Genomic DNA, 20,386 nt, shown 5'->3' with positions numbered 1-20,386 from the left:
GAAAGGAGTTCCCGCATGTCCAGCTTCCGCGCACGCGCGATCACCAAGCCCGTCTTCAAATGGGCCAAGGGCGTTTTGCCCGGGATGTCCAAGACCGAAAGCGAAGCGCTGAACGCCGGCGAAGTCTGGTGGGAGGCCGAGCTTTTCTCGGGGAACCCGGACTGGTCCAAGCTGCGCGCGGTCAAGACGCCGAAACTGTCGGACGAAGAACAGGCCTTTTTCGACGGTCCCGTGCAACAGCTGTGCGAGATGATCGACGATTGGAAGATCAACCACGAAACCGGCGACCTTGCCCCGGAGGTCTGGCAGTTTCTGCGCGACAACAAGTTCTTCGGGATGATCATTCCCAAGGCGCATGGCGGGCTGGAGTTCTCAGCCTTCGCCCATTCCGAGATCGTTCGCTATATCTCGACGCGCTCTGTCGCCGCCGCCGTGACCGTCATGGTGCCCAACTCGCTTGGCCCCGGCGAGCTGATCCACCAGTTCGGCACCGACGAACAGAAAGACTACTGGCTGCCCCGCCTTGCCGACGGGCGCGAACTGCCCGCCTTCGGCCTGACCAGCGCCGAGGCCGGGTCAGACGCAGGCGCGATGGTCGATGACGGGGTCGTCTGCAAGGGCCAGTGGAAAGGCGAGGAAGTGCTGGGCATCCGCTTGAACTGGGCCAAGCGGTACATCACGCTGTCGCCGGTCTGCACCGTGCTGGGTCTGGCCTTCAAGCTGCGGGACCCCGATGGCCTTTTGGGTGAAACGCCCGATATCGGCATCACTTGTGCGCTCGTTCCGACCGACCTCGAGGGTGTCGAAACCGGTCGCCGCCACATCCCGTCCTCCACGATGTTCATGAACGGCCCGACCACGGGCAAGGATGTGTTCATCCCGCTCGAAAACATCATCGGCGGGCAGGAGTATGCCGGCGAAGGCTGGATGATGCTGATGAGCGCGCTTGCCGCCGGGCGTGGCATCTCGTTGCCCTCCATGGGTTGCGCCGCCATTGCCCTGTCGGCCCACACGACCGGCGCCTACGCCCGTATACGCGAACAGTTCAACCTGCCCATCGGCAAGTTCGGCGGCGTGCAGGCGCGACTTGGACGCCTTGCCGCCGACGCCTATTCGATGGATGCCGCACGCCACCTGACCTGCGCCGGGCTGGACGAAGGGCGCGCGCTGTCGGTGATCTCGGCGATCATGAAGGCCCATGCGACCTTCCGCATGCGCGAGGCGCTGAATGATGCGATGGACGTGCATTCCGGCAAGGCGGTGATCGACGGGCCGTCGAATTACCTGCTGCCACTCTACCGCGCCGTGCCCATCGGCATCACGGTCGAGGGGGCGAACATCGTCACCCGCAGCCTCATCATTTTCGGGCAGGGCTCGATCCGCGCCCATCCCCATATGCTCGACAACATGCTGGCCTTGGAAGAGGACGACCCCGACAAGGCGCTTGAGATGTTCGACAAGTCCCTGTGGGCCCATGTCGGGCACAGCACCCGCACCCTGTTCCGCAGCTGGGGCCGGGCCTTGACCGGCGGCCGCTTCGCACCGGCCCCCGCGGCGGGCGATGCAACCGATATCTACAAGCAGCTGTCGCGCTGGTCCGCGGCCTATGCGCTGACCGCCGACATGCTCTTCCTGTCGCTGGGGGGAGAGCTCAAGCGCAAGGAAATGATCTCGGGCCGCATGGGCGACATCCTGTCCGAGATGTACATTCTCTCCGCCGCGCTCAAACGGTGGGAGGACGAAGGCCGCCAAAAGGCCGACCTGCCGGTTCTACGCTATGTGGCCGCCGACGCGTTCCACAACATCCAGACCGCCCTGGACGAGGTCATCGCCAACCTGCCGGCCCGCTGGGCGGCATGGCTGCTGCGTGTCTTCACCCTGCCGGGCATGGCCCAGCGCAAGCCCGGCGACAAGCTGACCGCACAGTGCAGCGACCTTCTGTACGATCAGTCCGAGGCCCGCGACCGCATCGTCGGCCGTATCGCCGGTGGATGTAACCGCGACGGTGTGCAGGTGCTGAACGAATGCTACGCCAAGGTCACCCAGATGGCGCCGGTCATGAAACGCCTGCGCGATGCGAAAAAGACCCCGCAGGAGGCTCTGGAGGCTGGCATTCTGAGCGATGCCGAGATGGCCGATATCGAGGAGATGTCGCGCCTGGTCGACGAGGTCGTCGCCGTGGAGGACTACGCGCCCGAAGATTTCGCCGCGCTTTTCCCCGCGCCGCAGCAACATGAGCGCACCCAGCGCGAGGCGGCGGAATGACGGCAACGAGTGGCAACCGCGTCTTTCTCGTAGACGGCGCCCGCACGCCTTTCCTGAAGGCGCAAGCCGGCCCCGGGCCGTTCACGCCCGTGGATCTTGCCGTGCAATGCGGCAGGCCGCTGCTGGCACGTCAGCCCTTCGACCGCGCCGCGCTCGACCTCGTGATCCTTGGATGCGTCAACGTCATCGCCGACGAGATGAACCCGGCGCGCGTCGCCGGATTGCGTCTTGGCCTGCCGGAGGCGACCGTGGCGTTCACGGTTCAGATCAACTGCGGCTCGGGGATGCAAAGCATCGACACTGCCTATCGTTACATCCGCGACGGCAGCCACCAGATGATCCTTGCCGGCGGGGCCGAGGCCCTCAGCCACGCGCCCCTGACCCTGCGCCAGTCCGCTGTCGAATGGTTCGGCCGGATGAGCACAGCCAAGGGACCGCTGGAGCAGGCCAAGAACATGGCTGGGATAAGACCTGAGTTCTTCAAGCCCGTCATCGGCCTGGAACGCGGCCTGACAGACCCCATCACCACGCTCAGCATGGGCCAGACCGCCGAGGTGCTTGCGCATCATTTCGGCATCGACCGCGAAACCGCCGATGCCTACGCCATGCAAAGCCACCACCGCCTTGCCGCCGCTCACGAGGAAGGCCGGCTGAAGGGCGAACTGATGCCCGCCTTCGCCAAGGACGGCACGGTTTATGACCACGACAACGGCGTGCGCCCCGACAGTGACATGGACGGCCTGGCAAAGCCCAAGCCGGTGTTCGAGCCGCCATACGGCAAGGTCACGGCGGGCAATTCCAGCCAGATCACCGACGGTGCAAGCTGGTGCATCCTGGCCTCCGAAAAGGCCGTCGACGCGCACGGCCTTGAACCGCTGGCCGAGATCACCGACAGCGAATGGGCCGGGCTCGATCCGTCGATCATGGGCCTCGGTCCGGTCATGTCCGCCACCCCGATTGTAAAGCGCCACGGCTTCGGCATCGGGGATATCGAGCTGTGGGAACTGAACGAGGCCTTCGCGGCCCAGGTGCTGTCCTGTCTCGCCGCCTGGAACGACGAAGACTTCTGCCGCGAGGTGCTGGGGCTCGACGGCGCCTTTGGCCGGATCGACCGCGATCAACTGAATGTCGATGGCGGTGCCATATCGCTGGGCCACCCTGTCGGCACCAGTGGCAACCGCATCGTGCTGCACCTTGCCAACGCCATGAAGACGCGCGGTGCGAAACGCGGCATCGCGACGGAATGCATCGGCGGCGGGCTTGGCGGCGCGATGCTGCTGGAGGCTGTGCAATGACCGGACATGTTCTGAATTTCCTCGGCGAGACCAAGCTGGAACTCGGCCCGGTCGGGGAAGCCGACGGCAACTGGCGCACGGCACGGGACGGCGACAACGTGCTTTGGCTCGTCCTCGACAAGGCCGGCAGCAGCGTCAACACGATCTCCGAAGACGTGATCCGCGAACTGGACGACCACATCGCCGCCGCCGAGGCGGACAAGCCCGCCGCCCTTGTCATTCGCTCGGCCAAGAAGGCCGGTTTTGCCGCCGGGGCCGACATCACCGGGTTCGAGTCCATGACCGATCAGGGCGCCGCGGACATGCTGAGACAGGCGCATGACGTGCTTGACCGGATCGAGGCTCTGCCCTGCCCCACCATCTGCGTCGTCCACGGAGCAGCTTTGGGGGCCGGCTTCGAACTGGCGCTCGCCTGCGACTACCGCATCGCCACGCCGGGCGCATCCTTCGGCTTTCCCGAGGTACAGCTTGGCCTGCATCCCGGGCTTGGCGGCACGTTTCGCCTGCCCGCCCTGATCGACCCGACCGACGCCATGACCATGATGCTGACCGGCAAGACCTCTCATACCAAGCGGGCCAAGTCACAAGGCATCGCCGACAAGATCGTCGAGGAACGCCACGTTGCCGCCGCGATCACTGCGGCCAGGAACGGCAAGATCGAGCGTCAGTCGCCAGGCCTCAAGTCCCGCGCTTTTTCTTTCGACCAGGCGCGCGGCCTCTCCGCCCGCCAGATGCGCAGCAAGACGGAAGAGAAAGCCCCGAAAGAGCATTACCCGGCGCCCTACGCCCTGATCGACCTGTGGGAAGAGCATGGCGACGATCGCGATGCGATGCAGCAGGCCGAGATCGACAGCTTCGCGCGGCTTCTCGATACGGACACCTCGAAGAACCTGCGTCGTGTTTTCTTCCTCCAGCAATCGCTGAAGGACGCCGGGCGCGGCGACGACGGCATCGCGCATGTCCACGTCATTGGCGCCGGCGCCATGGGCGCAGAAATTGCCGCCATCGCCGCCATCAAGGGCAAGAGCGTGACCTTGGGGGACATTCAAACCGATCCACTGGGCCAGGCGATCAAGACCGCCGCGAAGATCTGCGAAGACAAGCACCTTAGCGGAACCGAAACGCGCGATGCACTCGACCGCCTTATGCCGGACCCGCACGGCTACGGCCTTGCCCATGCAGATCTGGTGATCGAGGCGGCCAGCGAAGAACAGGACGTCAAGCAGAAGATCTTCAAAGGGCTGAAGGGCGCCTTGAAGAAGGACGCGATTCTTGCCACGAACACGTCCAGCTTGTCGGTCGATGACCTCGCCACCGCCGCGCCAGCCAAGTCTCGCTTCGCCGGGCTTCATTACTTCAACCCGGTCTCGAAAATCGACCTCGTCGAGGTCGTCAAGGGCGCCGCCACGAATGACAAGACCGCCAGCCGCCTTGCCGCGTTCTGCGGTGCGACCGGCAAGCTGCCCGCATTGGTGACCGACTATCCCGGCTTTGTCGTCAATCGCGCGCTCGTGCCTTACATGCTCGAAGCTATGGTGCTTATGGACGAGGGCGTCTCCAAGGAGGTCATCGACACCGCCGCGATCAGGTTCGGCATGCCCATGGGGCCGGTCACGCTGGCGGATCAGGTGGGGCTGGATATCGGCCTGCACGTGGCCGAAAGCCTGGCTGACAGTCTCGACACCGCCATGCCGCCGATCAGCGACGACTTGCGTCTGCGCGTTGAAAATGGCGAGCTTGGCAAGAAGACCGGAAAAGGCTTCTATGACTGGTCCGAGGGCACGCCGCACCCCGATGCCGACATGGACAACGCCCCCGACGGCCTGACAGACCGCTTGATCCTTCCCATGCTCAACGCCTGCGTCGAAGTCCTGCGCAAGGGTGTGGCGAAAGATGCCGACCAACTGGATGCCGCAATGATCTTCGCCACGGGATGGGCGCCCTTTCGCGGCGGCCCCATGCACTATGCCAAGACCCGCGGCATCGCCGACATAAAGAAACGACTGACGGACCTCGAGTCCGCCCACGGCCCGCGCTTCGCCCCTGATCCCGGCTGGTCAAACCTTGGCTGAAAGGCCTAAGGTCCATACCGACGCCGACGCGATGGCGCGGGCCACCTATGACGCGACGGGCGGCGAGATCCGCCTGGCGCTTCCGCTTGGGCTTGGCAAACCCGTCACCTTCGTCAACGCGCTGGTGCGTGCTGCCGTCGATGACCCGTCGCTGACGCTCAAGATCTTCACGGCGCTGACCCTGCAGCGCCCAGAGCCGTCCTCGGACATCGAGGCGCGCTTCCTCAATCCCGCGATGGATCGCTTTTTCGGCTCCGCGCCGTCGCTGGCCTATGCCGACCTGATCAAGCAAGGCGCCCTGCCCGACAACATCGAAGTCTCCGAGTTCTTCTTTCAGGCCGGAACATGGCTCGGCAACGATTACGCCCAGCGCAAGTATATCTCCGCCAACTACACCCATGCCCGCGATGTCCTGATCGCACAGAACCCCAACGTCCTGGCCCAGCTCATGCCGCGCGAGGGCGACCGCTTCAGCATGTCATGCAACACGGATATCTCTGCCGATCTCTTTGCGCGCCGCGCGGCGGGCCGGATGGATTTCATCGCGGTGGCCGAATTGAACGAAGCGCTGCCCTTCATGAGTGGTCCCGCGGCGCTTGATGCCGGCGAATTCGCCATGGTGCTGGAGCCGCCGGAACAGATCGACCTCTTTTCCGCCCTGCGCCGCCCCGTGGCCGATGCGCAGCATGCCATTGCCCTGCACGTGTCGCGCCTCGTTCCCGATGGCGGCACGCTTCAGATCGGCATCGGCGCCATCGGGGATGCCGTGGCCAACGCCCTGATCGCCCGCGACCGTGCATCCCTTCACGAGGTCTGGCGTCAATCACCGCTCCCGCTTCAGGGCGCCGAGGAAGGGCCGTTCCGCACAGGCCTCTACGCGGTCACCGAAATGCTGGTCGGTGGCCTGGTCGCCCTGTTCGAAGCCGATATCCTGAAACGCGAAGTGGAGGGCGCGGTGATCCACGCGGGCTTTTTTGTCGATGCCCGCGACATGTATGAACGTCTGCGCGCTCTGCCGCCCGACCGCCGTGACAAAATTCAGATGATGCCGGTCAGCTTCACCAACGCGCTCTACGGTGACGAAGCGGCCAAGCGCACCGCGCGGCAGGACGCCCGTTTCGTCAATGGCGCCATGCAAGTCAGCCTCCTGGGCGACGCGATGTCCGACGCCGCCAAACCCGGCCAGGTGGTCAGCGGCGTCGGCGGCCAGTTCAATTTCTTCGAACAGGCGTTTGCCCTCGAAGACGCCCATGCCATTCTCACCTTGCCTGCGACGCGGCAAAGCGGTGGCTCGCTCACCTCGAACATCGTCTGGCAGCTGCCTGTCACGACGGTTCCCCGCCACATGCGCGATATCGTCGTCACCGAGTACGGCGCGGCCTTTCTGCGCGGTCTGCCCGACGAAGAAGTCATCAAGCGCCTTATCTGCATCGCAGACAGCCGGTTCCAGCCCGGCCTCCTGGAAAAGGCCCACAAGGCCGGCAAGCTTGATCCGGACTGGACGATTCCCGACGCGCACACGCGAAACACACCCGAAACAATTGCCAGATGGCTTGCCCCCTACCGGGACACCCTGTTGCCCGACTATCCCTTGGGCACCGACTTCACCGACACCGAGAAGGTCGTTGTCCGTGCCCTCTCTCACCTGAAAGACGCGTCTGACAGCAAACTGGGTCTGCTGTCTCTGGTATGGTCAGGCCTAGCCCACGCACCACATCCGCACGAAGGCCCGGCGATGGAGCGCATGGGCTACGCCGCCAAACCCAGCTTGACCGAACCGCTTCAGGCGCGCGCCCTGCGCGGGGCGTTGCGCGACATCGCCTGAGTCTCGCGTCGACAACCTTCGGGTTCGCATTACCTCTCTGACCGACTGGCAGAACAGGCGTGCAATGACCGATGATATCTCCACTCCGGACTGGCCCACCCCGACACGCGAGGCCGCCGAGCAGCATCTCGCCGCCGTTCTGCCGCGCCTTGGGGTCCGCTACGCCCACCGGCGCAATGTCGACCATGGACAGGGAGAGCACCACCACGTCTCGCAACTCTCTCCCTTCCTGCGCCGGCGCCTGCTTTTGGAAACCGATGTCATGGCTGCGGCCCTCGCGCAGCACGGCGCTGAAGGTGCCGAGAAATTCCTGCAGGAAATCCTGTGGCGCAGTTACTTCAAGGGTTGGCTCGAACGCCGCCCGCAGATCTGGCACAGCTACCGCGACGGGCTTCGCGCCGACCTGGACCGCCTCGACGACGATCCCGACCTGCGCGATGCCGTCGAGCGCGTCCAAGCGGGTGAAACCGATCTCGACTGCATGAACGCCTGGGCGCGGGAATTGACCGAGACCGGCTATCTTCACAATCACGCCCGCATGTGGTTTGCCTCGATCTGGGTGTTCACCTTGCGCCTTCCCTGGCGGCTGGGCGCGGATTTCTTCTATCGCCACCTGCTTGACGGCGACCCGGCCTCGAACACGCTCAGCTGGAGATGGGTCTGCGGGCTTCACACCCGGGGCAAGTTCTACGAGGCGCAGGCGTGGAACATTGCCAAGTTTACCGATCATCGCTTCACACCCGATGCGTCCGACCTCGCCGAGGTGACGGCCGGACTGGAAGATCACGAACCCGACAGCCTGCCGGACCTTCAGCCCTTGCGCAGCCCCAACGCGCCCGATCCCGACACGCCGACCGCCCTGCTTGTGACCGAAGAAGACTGCCGGCCCGACGACTTTCCACTGGACCGTTTCGATATCCGCGCCACGGCCACGCTCGCCGCAAGCGCCCTGCGCGCGCCCGGCCCGGTGGGCGAAAAGGTGGTGGAATTCGAAGCAGCGGCACTGGCCGACACGGCCCAACGCATCGCGCGCAAGGCCGACAACCTGCAGGCGGGCGATCCAGACATGCTGGCCCACTGGGCCACGGAGGCGGGCGCGTCCCAGATCGTCACACCCTACGTGCCAACGGGACCCTTGCGCGACTGGCTCGACGCCGCCGAACCCGCGCTTGAAAAGGCCGGCATCACGCTGTGCGAATGGCGCCGCGATTGGGATGCGCTTGTCTGGCCCCACGCGACGACAGGCTATTTCAAGGTCCGCAAGAAACTGCCGGACCTTTTGCACCAAGCCGGTCTGGCCTAGGCCGTCAGGCGGCCGTGAACAGGTCCTTGAACTCGTCCCGCAGCAGGTTCTTCTGCACTTTCCCCATGGAATTGCGCGGCAACTCGTCCCTGACGATCAGTTTCCGGGGATGTTTGAACCGCGCAAGCGCCTTGGACGTCGCCTCGCCGATCGCATCAAGGTCCGGCTGCGCCCCGGCCTCGGGCACGATGACGCCCACCACCGTCTCGCCGAAATCCGCATGCGGCACACCGATCACCGCGCTTTCCAGCACGCCGGGCTGCTCGTCCAGCACCAGTTCGATCTCTTTTGGATAGATGTTGTATCCGCCCGAGATGATCAGGTCCTTGTTGCGCCCCACGATCTGGACATAGCCGCGATCGTCGATAATGCCGAGGTCGCCGGTGATGAAAAACCCGTTCTCCCGCAGCTCCGCCGCGGTCTTCTCCGGCATCTGCCAATACCCCTGGAACACGTTCGGCCCGCGCACCTCGATCTGGCCGACCTCGCCCTGCGCCACCTCCACGCCCGTCTCGGGGTCGGTGATCTTCAGCTCCACCCCCGGCAGCGGAAAGCCCACGGTGCCGGCGCGCCGGTCCCCGTCATAGGGGTTCGACGTGTTCATGTTGGTTTCGGTCATGCCATAGCGTTCAAGGATGCGATGGCCCGTGCGTTTTTCGAACTGCGTATGCGTCTCGGCCAGAAGCGGGGCACTGCCCGACACGAACAGCCGCATATGCGCCACAAGATCCCTGTCGAACCGCGCATCGTCCAGAAGGCGCGTATAGAATGTCGGCACCCCCATCATCGCGGTGGCATCCGGCAAAAGGTCGATGACCGTGTCCAGATCGAATTTCGGCAGGAATATCATCGCGCCACCCGCCACCAGCGTGATGTTGGTGGCCACAAACAGACCATGCGTGTGAAAGATCGGCAGCGCGTGCAGCAGGACATCGTCACTGGTGAACCGCCAGTGCTCCGCCAATGTCTCGGCGTTCGATAGCAGGTTCTCCTGGCTCAGCATTGCGCCTTTTGACCGCCCCGTGGTCCCCGAGGTGTAGAGCAGCGCAGCCAGGTCATCTTCCTTGCGGCTTACGGTCTCGAACGTCTCGGACGCGTCCGCCGCCTTCTCCGACAGACTGCCAGAGCCATCTTCGTCCAGTGTCTCCAGCGCCGCGCCGTGCTCCGACGTGATAGGCTGTAGCGCACTGCGCCTGTCTCCCTTGCAAATCATCATCGACGCGCCACTGTCTTCGATGAAATAGCTCAGTTCCTCCACCGTATAGCCGGTGTTCAGCGGCAGGAACACCAGCCCTGCCTGCACGCAGGCGGCATATGCGGCCAGGGCATAGTGCGACTTCTCGACCTGCGCGGCCACCCGGGCACCGGGCTGAAGCCCTGCCGCCGCGAATGCGTTGGCATATTGCGCGGTCAGCCGCAGAAACTGGTCGTGGGTCAGCGTGTCACCGTCTGGCAGATAAAGGAACGGCGTGTCTTTGCCCACGTGATCTCCGAACAGGGCATCGAAAAGGGGATTGGTCATGCGTGTCCCTCCTCCGGCATTGTTTTTGCGGCACTTGCGGCCAGCGATTTGATTTCGCTCGACGTCGCGACCCTCTGTTCGGCCGCGAAGCGTTCATGGTTCTGGGACACCTTGCTCAGGTCATAGAGGTAATTCACCATCACCCCCGCGGATTGCTTAATCCCGTTGGTCGACACGTCCGCCCCGGCATGAACCTTGTGAACCTGCGCCCCGTTGCCAAGGTGGAACCGCGCCACCGGGTCCAGCGGCAGGCCATCGTCGCGCTTGGCCTGCGTCAGGTAATAGGCGGCGTATTCGCACAGCGCATCGGGTTGCTGCGCCCCGGGGTTGATGTCGAGGCTTTCCATCCAACGGGTCAGGCCGGGGATCGGCGACAAGGTGACGAAATTCCTCAGCGCCGGATTCTCCAGCGCAAGATCCGCCGCCACCTGCTTGATCAGCGAGTTTCCGAAAGAGATCTGCGCCAAGCCGGATTGGCAGTTCGAGATCGAGTAAAACACGGCGGTGTTGGCCCGTTCGACGTCGATCTGGTCGCGTTCTTCGGCCAGAACCTCCTGGATCGAGCCCGGGATGCCATCGGTCAGCGCCACTTCCACGAAAATCAAAGGCTCGTCCGGCATGGCCGGGTGAAAGAACGCGAAACAGCGCCGGTCCGCCGGCTCCAGCCGCCGGCGCAGGTCGTTCCAGCTGTCGATCGCGTGCACGGCCTCGTAGGCGATGATCTTTTCCAGGATATGCGCCGGGCTTTCCCAGCTGATCGGGCGCAGAACAAGGAACCCGCGATTGAACCAGCTTGCGAACAAATGCCGGAAATCCAGGTCCAGAGCCTGCAACTCGTCATCGCCCCGGCCCAGCCGCAGCAGGTCCGTGCGCATCCCGACCAGCCGCTTGGTGGCGCCCGGCACCTGGTTCATCCGCCGGATCAACTCCTGCCGCGGCGATTCCGAGGCGTTCAGGAAGGCGCGGTAGGTGGCCTTGGACTGGCCGCGCTCGTACGCGTCCAGCGCGTCACGCACCTGCTCTGGGTTGATAACCATATCCCGCGCGAGGTGCCGGAAAAACTCCAGCTTCGCGGCATCGTCCCAGCCTTCGTACCGGCCCAGGATCTGCCGCGCCACGGCCTGTCCAGAGACCTCGCCGGTGGCCCCGATCAGGTCGGCGGTCAGTTCCTCGATGGGCCGATCGTCGCGCGGCACCCCCCGGGACGCGCCGTAGCGACGCTCGAAAACCGTGGACAAGAGGTCGGCCAGCAAGGTCATAGCTCCGCTCCCATCACCATATCGGGCAGCCACGTGGCGATACCCGGAAACAGGCACAGCAGGATGATCGCGATCACCATGCAGGCCACGAAGGGCAGTGACCCGGTCAGGATCGTCTTCAGCGAGATATCCGGCGCAATGCCGTTGATCACGTAAAGGTTCAGGCCCACCGGCGGCGAGATCAGCCCGATTTCCATGTTGATCGTCAGCACGACGGCAAACCAGATCGGGTCGAACCCGGCGGTGGTGATGATCGGCAGCAGGATCGGCGCGGCCATCAGGATCACCGCCACCGGCGGCAGGAAGAAGCCCGCGATCAGCAGGAAGACGTTGATCGCGCCCATCAGCACCCAGCGGTTCACGTCCAGCGTGCCGATCCATTCGGCGATGGATTGCGTGATGAAGAGCGACGACAGCATGTAGGAGAACACGCCGGCCGCCGCGATGATGAACAGGATCATCACGCTTTCCCGCGTACTGTCGCGCAGCACCGTCCAGATCTGGCGTGGGTCCCACAGGCGATAGATCACCATGGCGATCAACATGCACATCAGCGCGCCGACGGCCGCCGTTTCCGATGGCGTGGCGATGCCGCCATACATGGCGTAAAGCACGCCAAGGATGATGAACAGGAACGGCAGGACACGCGGCAGGATCTCCACCCGTTCCTTCCAGGTGTAGCTGCCCGCCGACAGCACGCTCGCGTTGCCCGACTTCCAAGTGGAATAGAGCGACCACGCCATGAACAGGCCCACCAGCAGCAGCCCCGGGAACACGCCCGCAAGGAACAACCGCCCGATCGAGGTCTCGGTGGCAATGCCGTAGACGATCATCGTAACCGACGGCGGGATCAGGATCCCCAGCGTCCCGCCCGCGGCGATGGACCCCGCGGCGACGCCATCGGGATAGCCCCGCTTGCGCATTTCGGGGATGCCCATCTTGCCGATGGCCGCACAGGTGGCCGGGCTCGACCCCGACATCGCGGCAAACAGCGCACAGGCCCCGAGGTTCGACACCACCAGCCCGCCCGGCACGCGGGTCAGCCAGCGTTCCAGCGCCTCGTACAGGTCCGCACCCGCGCGGGTCGAGGCGATGGACGCGCCCATGATGATGAACATCGGAATCGACAGCAGCGCGAAATTGTCCAGCTTGCCGAAAAAGATCTCCGGCATCAGCGACAGCGAGCTCATCCCGTCGAAGATGATCAGGAATCCGGCCGAGACGACCAGCAGACCCGCGGCCACGGAGATGCCCGAAAACAGGACAACGATGGTGATGATGGCAACCAGGCCACCCAGTGCAAGCGGATCCATCAGACGTCCTCCAGCCCGAAGGGCTTGTCGATGCCCGTGGTCATTGCAAAAAGGTCAGCCGCCAGTTGCAGCGCATAAAGGCCAAAGCCCAGCGGCAGCGCAAGATACGGCACCCAAAGCTTGGGGTTCCACGGCGTGTTCGACGTCTCGCCCCAGTCCCAGGCCTCGTGCCAGAAATGATACCCGTGCCAGAGCATCATGCCGACCACGGCCAGGGTCAGCGCCATGACGATCCCGGCCAGCACCCGCCGCGCCTTGTTGGGGATCATGATCGGCAGCAGGTCAACGTTCACGTGACCCCGCACGTATTGCACGTAGGGCAGGCCCAGCATGGTCGCGCCGATCATCAGGTACGTCACACCCTCGGTGTGCCAGATCGTGGACTGGTTCAGCACGAACCGGATGAAAATCATCTGACAGACGATCAACACGGACGCGACGATCATCAGCGCGGCGACGACGCCGCAAATCTGGCTGATCCAGCCGATGATCCGCAGAACGGGGTTGCCACCATGGCGGGCGGCCGCTGTGGCGTGGGCGGAACCGGACATCGCTCGGCCTCCGTTGAAAAAGTGGAAATGGTACGCGGCGTCGGGCCCGGCGCGGTGCCGGGCCCGATGATGGGTTCAGCGGATCACTCGACGGCCAGCGCCTTGTCCAGCAGTTCCTGACCTTCGGGCGAGCCTTCCAGGAACGCCTTGTAGGCCGTTTCCTGTGCGATCTCGCGCCAAGCGTCGAACTCTTCCTGGCTCATCTCGGCGATCTCGACACCGTTCTCGGCAAAGACGTCACGCGCATTGCCGTCCTGGCTCTTGGCCTCTTCGAGGTAGAACGCCTCGGCCTTCTCGGCGGCCTCCATCAGCGCGGTCTGCTGTTCCTCGCTCAGGCTTTCGAACTTGGATTTGTTCATCAGAAGCGGCTGGTACATGAACCACAGCGCATAGTCGCCCGCCGGGGTAAAGCACGACACCTGCTCGTAGATGCGGTAGCTGACAAAGGACGAGGACGAGGTGTTGGCGGCGTCCAGAACGCCGGTCTGCATCGCGTTATAGATCTCGGCCGAGCTCATCGACGCGATCGACGCACCGGCCCCCGCCAGCATCTGCTCGAACGCCTTGCCTGCGGCACGGGTCTGCAGGCCTTCCACGTCCTCGGGCGCGGTAATGCACTGCTCCTTGCCGGCAAAGCCACCGGCCAGGTAGCCGTGGACCAGCACCATGATGTCATCCTCGGCCATGATGGCCTCGATATCGCCCATGAACTCGGATTCGTTCAAACGCGCGGCGTGGTCGTGGTTCTTCACCAGCCCGGGCATCAGGGTCAGGTTGTAGGCGTTGCGCAGGCCGCCTGCATAGGACAGCGGAAAGACGATCATGTCGACCTGCCCACGGGCCAGCGGCTTGTATTGCTCGCGCGCCTTGAACAGCGATTGCGACGGGAAAATCTGGATATCCAGATCGACATCCGCCGCCGCGACCTCGTCGGCAACCATCTGCGCCACCTTGTGACGCACGTCGCTCGTGGACCATTGGTGCGACAGGCGCAGATCTTCGGCACTTGCCGTCAGGCTGCCTGCGAATAGCGCTGCTGCCGCGACTGCGGCTGTGAAATTCAGTTTCATATGTTCCTCCCAAAACGTCCTGATTCGTACTCGGACTGCCCCGCACCCTAACGAGATTGTGTCACCAGTCAAATTCTTTGTATACAAGAATGGATTTCTTGCGCTCTAGACTGCGGTGTGCTAGCGGATTGAAATGGAACGCAAGCGCGCAGATCTCATCGCGGACGCCATCGAGGAGTTGATCCTCGACGGAACCTTCGACGATGGGGACAGGCTTGACGAGGTCCAGCTGGCCGAACGCTTCAACGTCTCCAGAACCCCGATAAGAGAGGCGCTTCAAAGGCTTATCCTGTCCGGCCTGGTGGAACAGCTGCCACGCCGCGGGGTCTTCGTGCGCCAGCCAGGCCCCGTCGAACTGATCGAGATGTTCGAGGTCATGGCCGAACTTGAAGCGGTTTGCGCCCGGCTGGCCGCGTCACGCATTTCCGACGCGGCCCTTGCCCAGTTGCGCGCCATAAACGAGCGATGCCGCACCGCGACCGAGGCGCAGGACGCCGATGGCAACTACGACCAGAACGATCTTTTCCACGCCACGCTCTACGCCCAGACCGGCAACGCGTTCCTCGAACAGGAGTGTCTGCGGCTGCAGCGCCGCCTGCGCCCGTTCCGCCGCCTGCAACTGCGCTGGCGCGGACGCATGGCGCAATCGGTGGCCGAACATGACGCCATTCTGGCCGCGATCGAGGCCGGAGACGGCGATCAGGCCGGCAATCTGCTACGCCAGCACGTCGCTGTCCAGGGCGAGAAATTCCACCGCCTGATGTCCAGCCTGAAGCCCGCCGCCGAGTGACCCCGGCGATCAGGCCAGCGCAGTCTCCACTGCCTGGCCCAGCTTGTCGACCAACTCGTCCAGCTGGTCTTCGGTCAGGATGAAGGGCGGCGCCAACAGCACGTGATCGCCGCGCTGCCCGTCCACGGTGCCGCCCATCGGATAACAGATCAGCCCCGCCTCGAACGCCGCTGCCTTGACCCTCGCGTGCAGCTTCCGGCCCGGATCGAACGGCGCTTTCGTCTCGCGATCCTCGACCAGTTCGATCCCCTGGAACAACCCGCGCCCGCGAATGTCGCCCACATGCGGGTGCTGCCCGAACCTGTCGACCAGCCGCTCCCGCAGCGCCTTGCTCAGCGGTGCCACCCGCGCCGCCACGCCATCGTCCAGCAAACGGTCCAGCACCGCCCCCGCCGCCGCGCAGGCGGTCGGATGGCCCAGATAGGTATGGCCGTGCTGGAAAAATCCGGACCCTTCGGCGATCGTGTCGTGGATCAAGGCCGTGCACATCATCGCGCCGATCGGCTGATACCCGGCCCCCAGCCCCTTGGCGATGGCGCAAATATCCGGCGCGATCCTGTCCTGTTCGCAGGCGAACAGCGTGCCGGTGCGTCCCATCCCGCACATCACCTCGTCGAGGATCAGCAGGATGCCATGCCGGTCACAGACCTCCCGTACCGCACGGTAATACCCCTCGACCGGCGGGACCGCGCCCAGCGTCGCCCCCACCACGGGCTCGGCCACGAAGGCCATGATCGTCTCTGCACCGTGCTGCTGGATCTCGGCCTCCAGCTCTGCCACCAGCCGCGCGGCATAGCCCTGCGCGGTCTCGCCCTCCTGCATGCCCCGATAGGCATAGCAGGGCGAGACATGGCTCACCTCCATCAAGAGCGGCGCGAACGGCGCGCGCCGCCACGCGTTGCCGCCCGTCGCCAGCGCCCCCAGCGTATTGCCGTGATAGCTTTGCCGCCGCGCGATCACCCGGCTGCGCTGTGGCTGTCCCGCCTCGATGAAATACTGCCGCGCCAGTTTCAGCGCCGCTTCCATCGCCTCGGACCCGCCGGACACGAAGTAAACCCGCTCCAGACCCTTGGGCGCCACGGCCACCAATCGATCCGCCAGGGCCTCCGCCGGCTCGGACGACAGGAACCCGGTATGCGCAAAGGCAACCTTGTCCAACTGCGCCTTGATCGCCGCCGTCACATGCGGGTCGCCATGCCCCAGGCACGACACCGCCGCACCGCCGGAACCATCGAGATACGCCTTGCCCGATGTGTCGTAGAGGTAGGCCCCTTCGCCCCGTGACACGGTCGGCGGCGCAGCGCGGCTGTTGCGGTGAAACACGCGGCTCATTCGGCTAACACCTTGAATTCAATAATTTGTCGCCCGATGGCCTTGCAAGCGAGGCAAGTTCTGGCTCTACTGTGCCCATCGACTCATCCCAGGATGATGTTCGCAACAGAGGGAGAACACCATGAAAAACTACCTTCTCGGCGCGTTTGCCGCCGCAGGAATCGCCATTTCCGCCTCCGCATCGGCGCAGGAGTTCATCTCCATTGGCACCGGTGGCGTGACGGGCGTCTATTATCCCACCGGCGGCGCGATCTGCCGTCTTGTCAACAAGTCCCGCAAGGATCACGGCATCCGCTGCGCCGTGGAATCCACCGGCGGCTCGGTCTACAACATCAACACGATCAAGGCAGGCGAGCTGGAATTCGGCGTCGCGCAGTCCGACTGGCAGTACCACGCCTATAACGGCACCTCGACCTTCTCGGACAACCCCTTTCCGGAAATCCGTTCGGTCTTCTCGGTCCACCCCGAACCCTTCACGCTGATCGCCCGGTCCGATGCCGGCATCGAAAGCTTCGAGGACCTCAAGGGCAAGCGCTTCAACGTGGGCAACGCCGGTTCCGGCCTGCGCGCCACGACCGAGGTGCTGATGGCCGAATACGGCATGACCATGGACGATTTCGCGCTGGCGACCGAGTACAAAGGCTCGGAAATGTCGCAACAGCTTTGCGACGGCAACATCGACGCCATGGTCTACGTCGTGGGTCACCCGGCCGCCGCCATCCAGGAAGCGGCGACCACCTGTGACGTCACGCTCGTGAACGTCACCGGCGACGTGATCGACAAGCTGATCGACGAAAACCCCTATTACCGTACCGCCACGGTTCCCGGCGGCATGTACGCCGGCAACGACGAGGACGTCACCACCTTCGGCGTAGGCGCAACCCTCGTGACCTCCGCCGACGTGTCGGAAGACACGGTCTACGTGCTTGCGAAGGGAGTGATGGAGAACATCGACGACTTCCGCCAGCTGCACCCGGCCTTCGCCAACCTCGAGCCTTCCGAGATGGTTCAGGACGCTCTGTCGGCCCCGCTGCACCCCGGCGCGGAAAAGGCCTACAAGGAACTGGACCTGATGGAATAAGCCTCTGACACCCAAAGGGCGCCCCGATGCGGGCGCCCTTTTCACGACGACGAGACTTGCTTGAGGGGGCATGACAGTGAGCGATCAAACCGAGAATACACGCAGTGCCGATGATATGGTGGCCGAGGCCGATACCGGCGCGCGCAACCCGTCCGCCGCATGGCAGACAAGGCTGATCATCGGCACGTGCATCGTCTGGTCCTTGTTTCAGCTCTACATCGCTTCCCGCGTGCCGGGCATCGTGGCGCAGGCCACCGGCATGTCGATCTTCGCCAATATCGTCGCACAGGCCCGCTACGTGCACCTGGCCTTTGCCATCATGCTGGCGACGCTCGCCTTTCCGCTGTTCAAGACCTCGCCGCGCGACCGCATCCCCCTCTATGACTGGGCGCTCATCATCCTTGGCGTGTCCGCCTGTCTCTACCTCGTGGTGTTCCGGTTCGAGATCGCCGACCGTCCGGGGCTGTGGAACACGACCGACGTCACCATGTCCGCCATCGGCATGACCGTGCTGATGATCTCGGTCTACCGCTCGCTCGGGCTTCCACTGGTGATCATCGCGTCCTGCTTCATCCTGTTCGCCTTTTTCGGCGGGTATTCGGAATGGGCTCGCAACATCACCAATTACGGCGGCGCGTCCCTGTCCAAGGCGCTTGGTCACTACTGGATGCAGACCGAGGGTGTCTTTGGCGTGGCCCTTGGCGTGTCGACCACGATGATCTTCCTCTTCGTGCTGTTCGGCGCCCTGCTGGACCGTGCCGGCGGCGGCAACTGGTTCATCAAGGTGGCCATCGCCCTTCTGGGCGCCCTGCGCGGCGGCCCGGCCAAGGCCTCGGTCCTGTCGTCCATGATGACCGGCATGATCTCCGGCTCGTCCATCGCCAATACCGTCACCACCGGGACCTTCACCATCCCTCTGATGAAGCGCATCGGTTTCCCCGCGGAAAAGGCCGGCGCGGTCGAGGTCGCCTCGTCCACCAACGGCCAGCTGACCCCGCCAGTCATGGGCGCTGCGGCCTTCCTGATGGTCGAATACGTCAACATCCCCTATATCGACGTGGTCAAGCACGCCTTTCTTCCGGCTGTGATCTCCTACATCGCGCTTCTTTACATCGTGCATCTCGAAAGCCTGAAAATGGGCCTCAAGGGGCTGGAGAAACCGGGCCGCCGCATCGGCGTGCTGATGATCCTGATCCTGTTCCTCTCCGGCTTCATCTTCCTCGGCATCTGCACCTTCCTGATGATCGGCCTGCGCACCGTTCTCGAGCCGATCATGGGCAATTCCATCTATGCGGCGGTCGCGCTCGTGGCCGTGCTCTACATCGTGCTCGTCGCCATCGCCGCGCGTTATCCCGACCTCAAGATGGACAAGGACGAAGATGGCCCGCCCGAGGCGCCGCGTCTGACACCGACGCTGATCGGCGGGCTTTATTTCGCCATTCCGATCTTCATCCTGGTGTGGAACCTGATGGTGCGCACCGACACGCTCGACCGCCTGTCGCCTGCACTCTCGGCCTTCTGGGCGACGATCTTCATGATCATCATCGCGCTGACACACCGCCCTTTGAAGGCGATGTTCCGGGGTGAGGGCTTTGCCGGCGAAACATGGCAGGGCTGGCGCGATTTCATCGACGGGCTGATCCTGGGGGCGCGCAACATGATCGGCATCGGCGTCGCCACGGGCGCCGCCGGCATCATCGTCGGCACGATCTCCCTGACCGGCGCGCACCAGGTCATCGGCCAGGTGATCGAGGTCATCTCCGGCGGGAATATCTGGGCATTGCTGATCCTCGTCGCGATCCTGTCACTGATCCTCGGCATGGGCCTGCCGACCACCGCGAACTACATCGTGGTCTCGTCCCTGATGGCCCCGGTGATCATCTCGGTCGGCGCCACGGCGGGCTATCAGTTCGAGCTCATCGCCGTGCATCTGTTCGTCTTCTACTTCGGCATTCTGGCGGATGATACGCCACCCGTGGGCCTCGCGGCCTACGCGGCGGCGGCAATCTCACGCGGCGACCCGATCAAGACCGGTGTGCAGGGCTTTGGCTACGATATCCGCACGGCGCTCCTGCCGTTCCTGTTCATCTTCAACACCGACTTGCTTCTGATGGACGTGGGGCTGCTCAAGGGCATTATGGTGTTCTTCATATCACTGATCGCCATGCTGCTCTTCGCGGCTGCCACGCAGGGCTATTTCATCGCCAAATCGCGCAAGTGGGAAAGCGCGATGCTCCTCGTCATCGCCTTCATGCTGTTCCGGCCCGGCGTCTTCCTCGACCAGATATCAGAGCCGTACCAGACCGCCACAGGCAGCGAGGTGTTTGCGCTGATGGACACGGTCGACACCGGTCAGGACATTCGCCTGACCATCGAGGGGCCGGACTTCGACACCGCCGAGATCCGGCCAACCACCATCGTGGTCCCCGGTATCGCCGGCGACGGCACCGCGGCGCTCTCCGAACAGGGGCTCAATGTCATCGAAGAAGACGGCGTGCTCAAGCTCGAAGAACCCTTCCCCGGCACCCCGCATTTCGAAGCCATCGGCATCGAGTACGACTTTTACGGCGACAGCCCCGTTGTCCTGGACAAGGTCGAGGTCGAGAATGACCGCATGCCGAAGGAGCTGTTCTTCATCCCCGCCCTGATCCTGCTGGCAGGTATCGTCCTGATCCAGCGGCCCCGTGCCACCCAACCGGCCTTCTGAG

At 64.1% G+C, this 20,386-nt stretch carries 14 protein-coding genes; 8 read left to right on the top strand and 6 right to left on the bottom strand.

Annotation, left to right across the window (positions count from 1 at the left end):
* Positions 1–15 precede the first annotated feature (15 nt).
* The 5 genes from C2I35_RS19940 to C2I35_RS19920 all read left to right on the top strand — a co-directional run bounded on the left by C2I35_RS19940 (position 16) and on the right by C2I35_RS19920 (position 8,760).
* Positions 16–2,265, top strand: coding sequence for an acyl-CoA dehydrogenase (locus tag C2I35_RS19940; RefSeq protein ID WP_103764785.1), 2,250 nt, complete (start codon positions 16–18; stop codon positions 2,263–2,265).
* Positions 2,262–3,560, top strand: a complete 1,299-nt coding sequence (locus tag C2I35_RS19935) for an acetyl-CoA C-acetyltransferase (RefSeq protein WP_103764784.1) — start codon at positions 2,262–2,264, stop codon at positions 3,558–3,560. The genes C2I35_RS19940 and C2I35_RS19935 overlap by 4 nt, the downstream gene beginning before the upstream one ends.
* On the top strand, positions 3,557–5,632 hold the full coding sequence (locus C2I35_RS19930; RefSeq protein ID WP_103764783.1) for a 3-hydroxyacyl-CoA dehydrogenase NAD-binding domain-containing protein: 2,076 nt from the start codon (positions 3,557–3,559) through the stop codon (positions 5,630–5,632). Before C2I35_RS19935 ends, C2I35_RS19930 begins: the two co-directional genes overlap by 4 nt.
* Entirely contained in the window at positions 5,625–7,457 is a 1,833-nt protein-coding gene (locus tag C2I35_RS19925; protein WP_245890569.1) for an acetyl-CoA hydrolase/transferase C-terminal domain-containing protein, read from the top strand. Before C2I35_RS19930 ends, C2I35_RS19925 begins: the two co-directional genes overlap by 8 nt.
* 64 nt (positions 7,458–7,521) lie before the next feature.
* Positions 7,522–8,760 carry an FAD-binding domain-containing protein gene (locus C2I35_RS19920; RefSeq protein ID WP_103764782.1) on the top strand — a complete coding sequence of 413 codons (1,239 nt, stop codon included), beginning with the start codon at positions 7,522–7,524 and terminating at the stop codon, positions 8,758–8,760.
* 4 nt (positions 8,761–8,764) lie between these two features.
* Here the strand turns inward: C2I35_RS19920 and C2I35_RS19915 are convergent, their stop codons facing one another.
* The 5 genes from C2I35_RS19915 to dctP form a co-directional block, all read right to left on the bottom strand.
* Positions 8,765–10,282: a malonate--CoA ligase gene (locus C2I35_RS19915; RefSeq protein ID WP_103764781.1), complete on the bottom strand. Its 1,518-nt coding sequence runs from the start codon at positions 10,280–10,282 to the stop codon at positions 8,765–8,767.
* Positions 10,279–11,541, bottom strand: a complete 1,263-nt coding sequence (locus tag C2I35_RS19910) for a malonyl-CoA decarboxylase (RefSeq protein WP_103764780.1) — start codon at positions 11,539–11,541, stop codon at positions 10,279–10,281. The genes C2I35_RS19915 and C2I35_RS19910 overlap by 4 nt, the downstream gene beginning before the upstream one ends.
* Positions 11,538–12,854 (bottom strand): TRAP transporter large permease, encoded by a 1,317-nt coding sequence (locus tag C2I35_RS19905; RefSeq protein ID WP_103764779.1) that lies wholly within the window; start codon positions 12,852–12,854, stop codon positions 11,538–11,540. The genes C2I35_RS19910 and C2I35_RS19905 overlap by 4 nt, the downstream gene beginning before the upstream one ends.
* The gene (locus C2I35_RS19900; protein ID WP_103764778.1) at positions 12,854–13,405 is read right to left on the bottom strand and encodes a TRAP transporter small permease subunit; all 552 of its coding nucleotides are present in this window, start codon (positions 13,403–13,405) and stop codon (positions 12,854–12,856) included. Before C2I35_RS19900 ends, C2I35_RS19905 begins: the two co-directional genes overlap by 1 nt.
* Before the next feature lie 83 nt (positions 13,406–13,488).
* On the bottom strand, positions 13,489–14,475 hold the full coding sequence (dctP, locus tag C2I35_RS19895; RefSeq protein WP_103764777.1) for a TRAP transporter substrate-binding protein DctP: 987 nt from the start codon (positions 14,473–14,475) through the stop codon (positions 13,489–13,491).
* A 133-nt stretch (positions 14,476–14,608) separates the two neighbouring features.
* Here dctP and C2I35_RS19890 point away from each other — a divergent pair, with 133 nt between their 5' ends.
* Positions 14,609–15,265: a GntR family transcriptional regulator gene (locus C2I35_RS19890; RefSeq protein ID WP_103764776.1), complete on the top strand. Its 657-nt coding sequence runs from the start codon at positions 14,609–14,611 to the stop codon at positions 15,263–15,265.
* A 9-nt stretch (positions 15,266–15,274) separates the two neighbouring features.
* Here the strand turns inward: C2I35_RS19890 and C2I35_RS19885 are convergent, their stop codons facing one another.
* A complete protein-coding gene (locus C2I35_RS19885) occupies positions 15,275–16,597 on the bottom strand; it encodes an aspartate aminotransferase family protein (RefSeq protein WP_103764775.1) in 1,323 nt (440 codons plus the stop codon).
* Positions 16,598–16,718: 121 nt separating this feature from the next.
* Here C2I35_RS19885 and C2I35_RS19880 point away from each other — a divergent pair, with 121 nt between their 5' ends.
* Positions 16,719–17,678 carry a TAXI family TRAP transporter solute-binding subunit gene (locus C2I35_RS19880; protein WP_103764774.1) on the top strand — a complete coding sequence of 320 codons (960 nt, stop codon included), beginning with the start codon at positions 16,719–16,721 and terminating at the stop codon, positions 17,676–17,678.
* Between the two features lie 115 nt (positions 17,679–17,793).
* Positions 17,794–20,385, top strand: a complete 2,592-nt coding sequence (locus C2I35_RS19875; protein ID WP_425442951.1) for a TRAP transporter permease — start codon at positions 17,794–17,796, stop codon at positions 20,383–20,385.
* Position 20,386 lies beyond the last annotated feature (1 nt).

The sequence above is a fragment of the Roseovarius confluentis genome, from assembly GCF_002917925.1.
Lineage (GTDB): Bacteria > Pseudomonadota > Alphaproteobacteria > Rhodobacterales > Rhodobacteraceae > Roseovarius > Roseovarius confluentis.
Note: the sequence above shows the minus strand (reverse complement) of the source record. Positions and strands in the feature narration are given on the sequence as shown.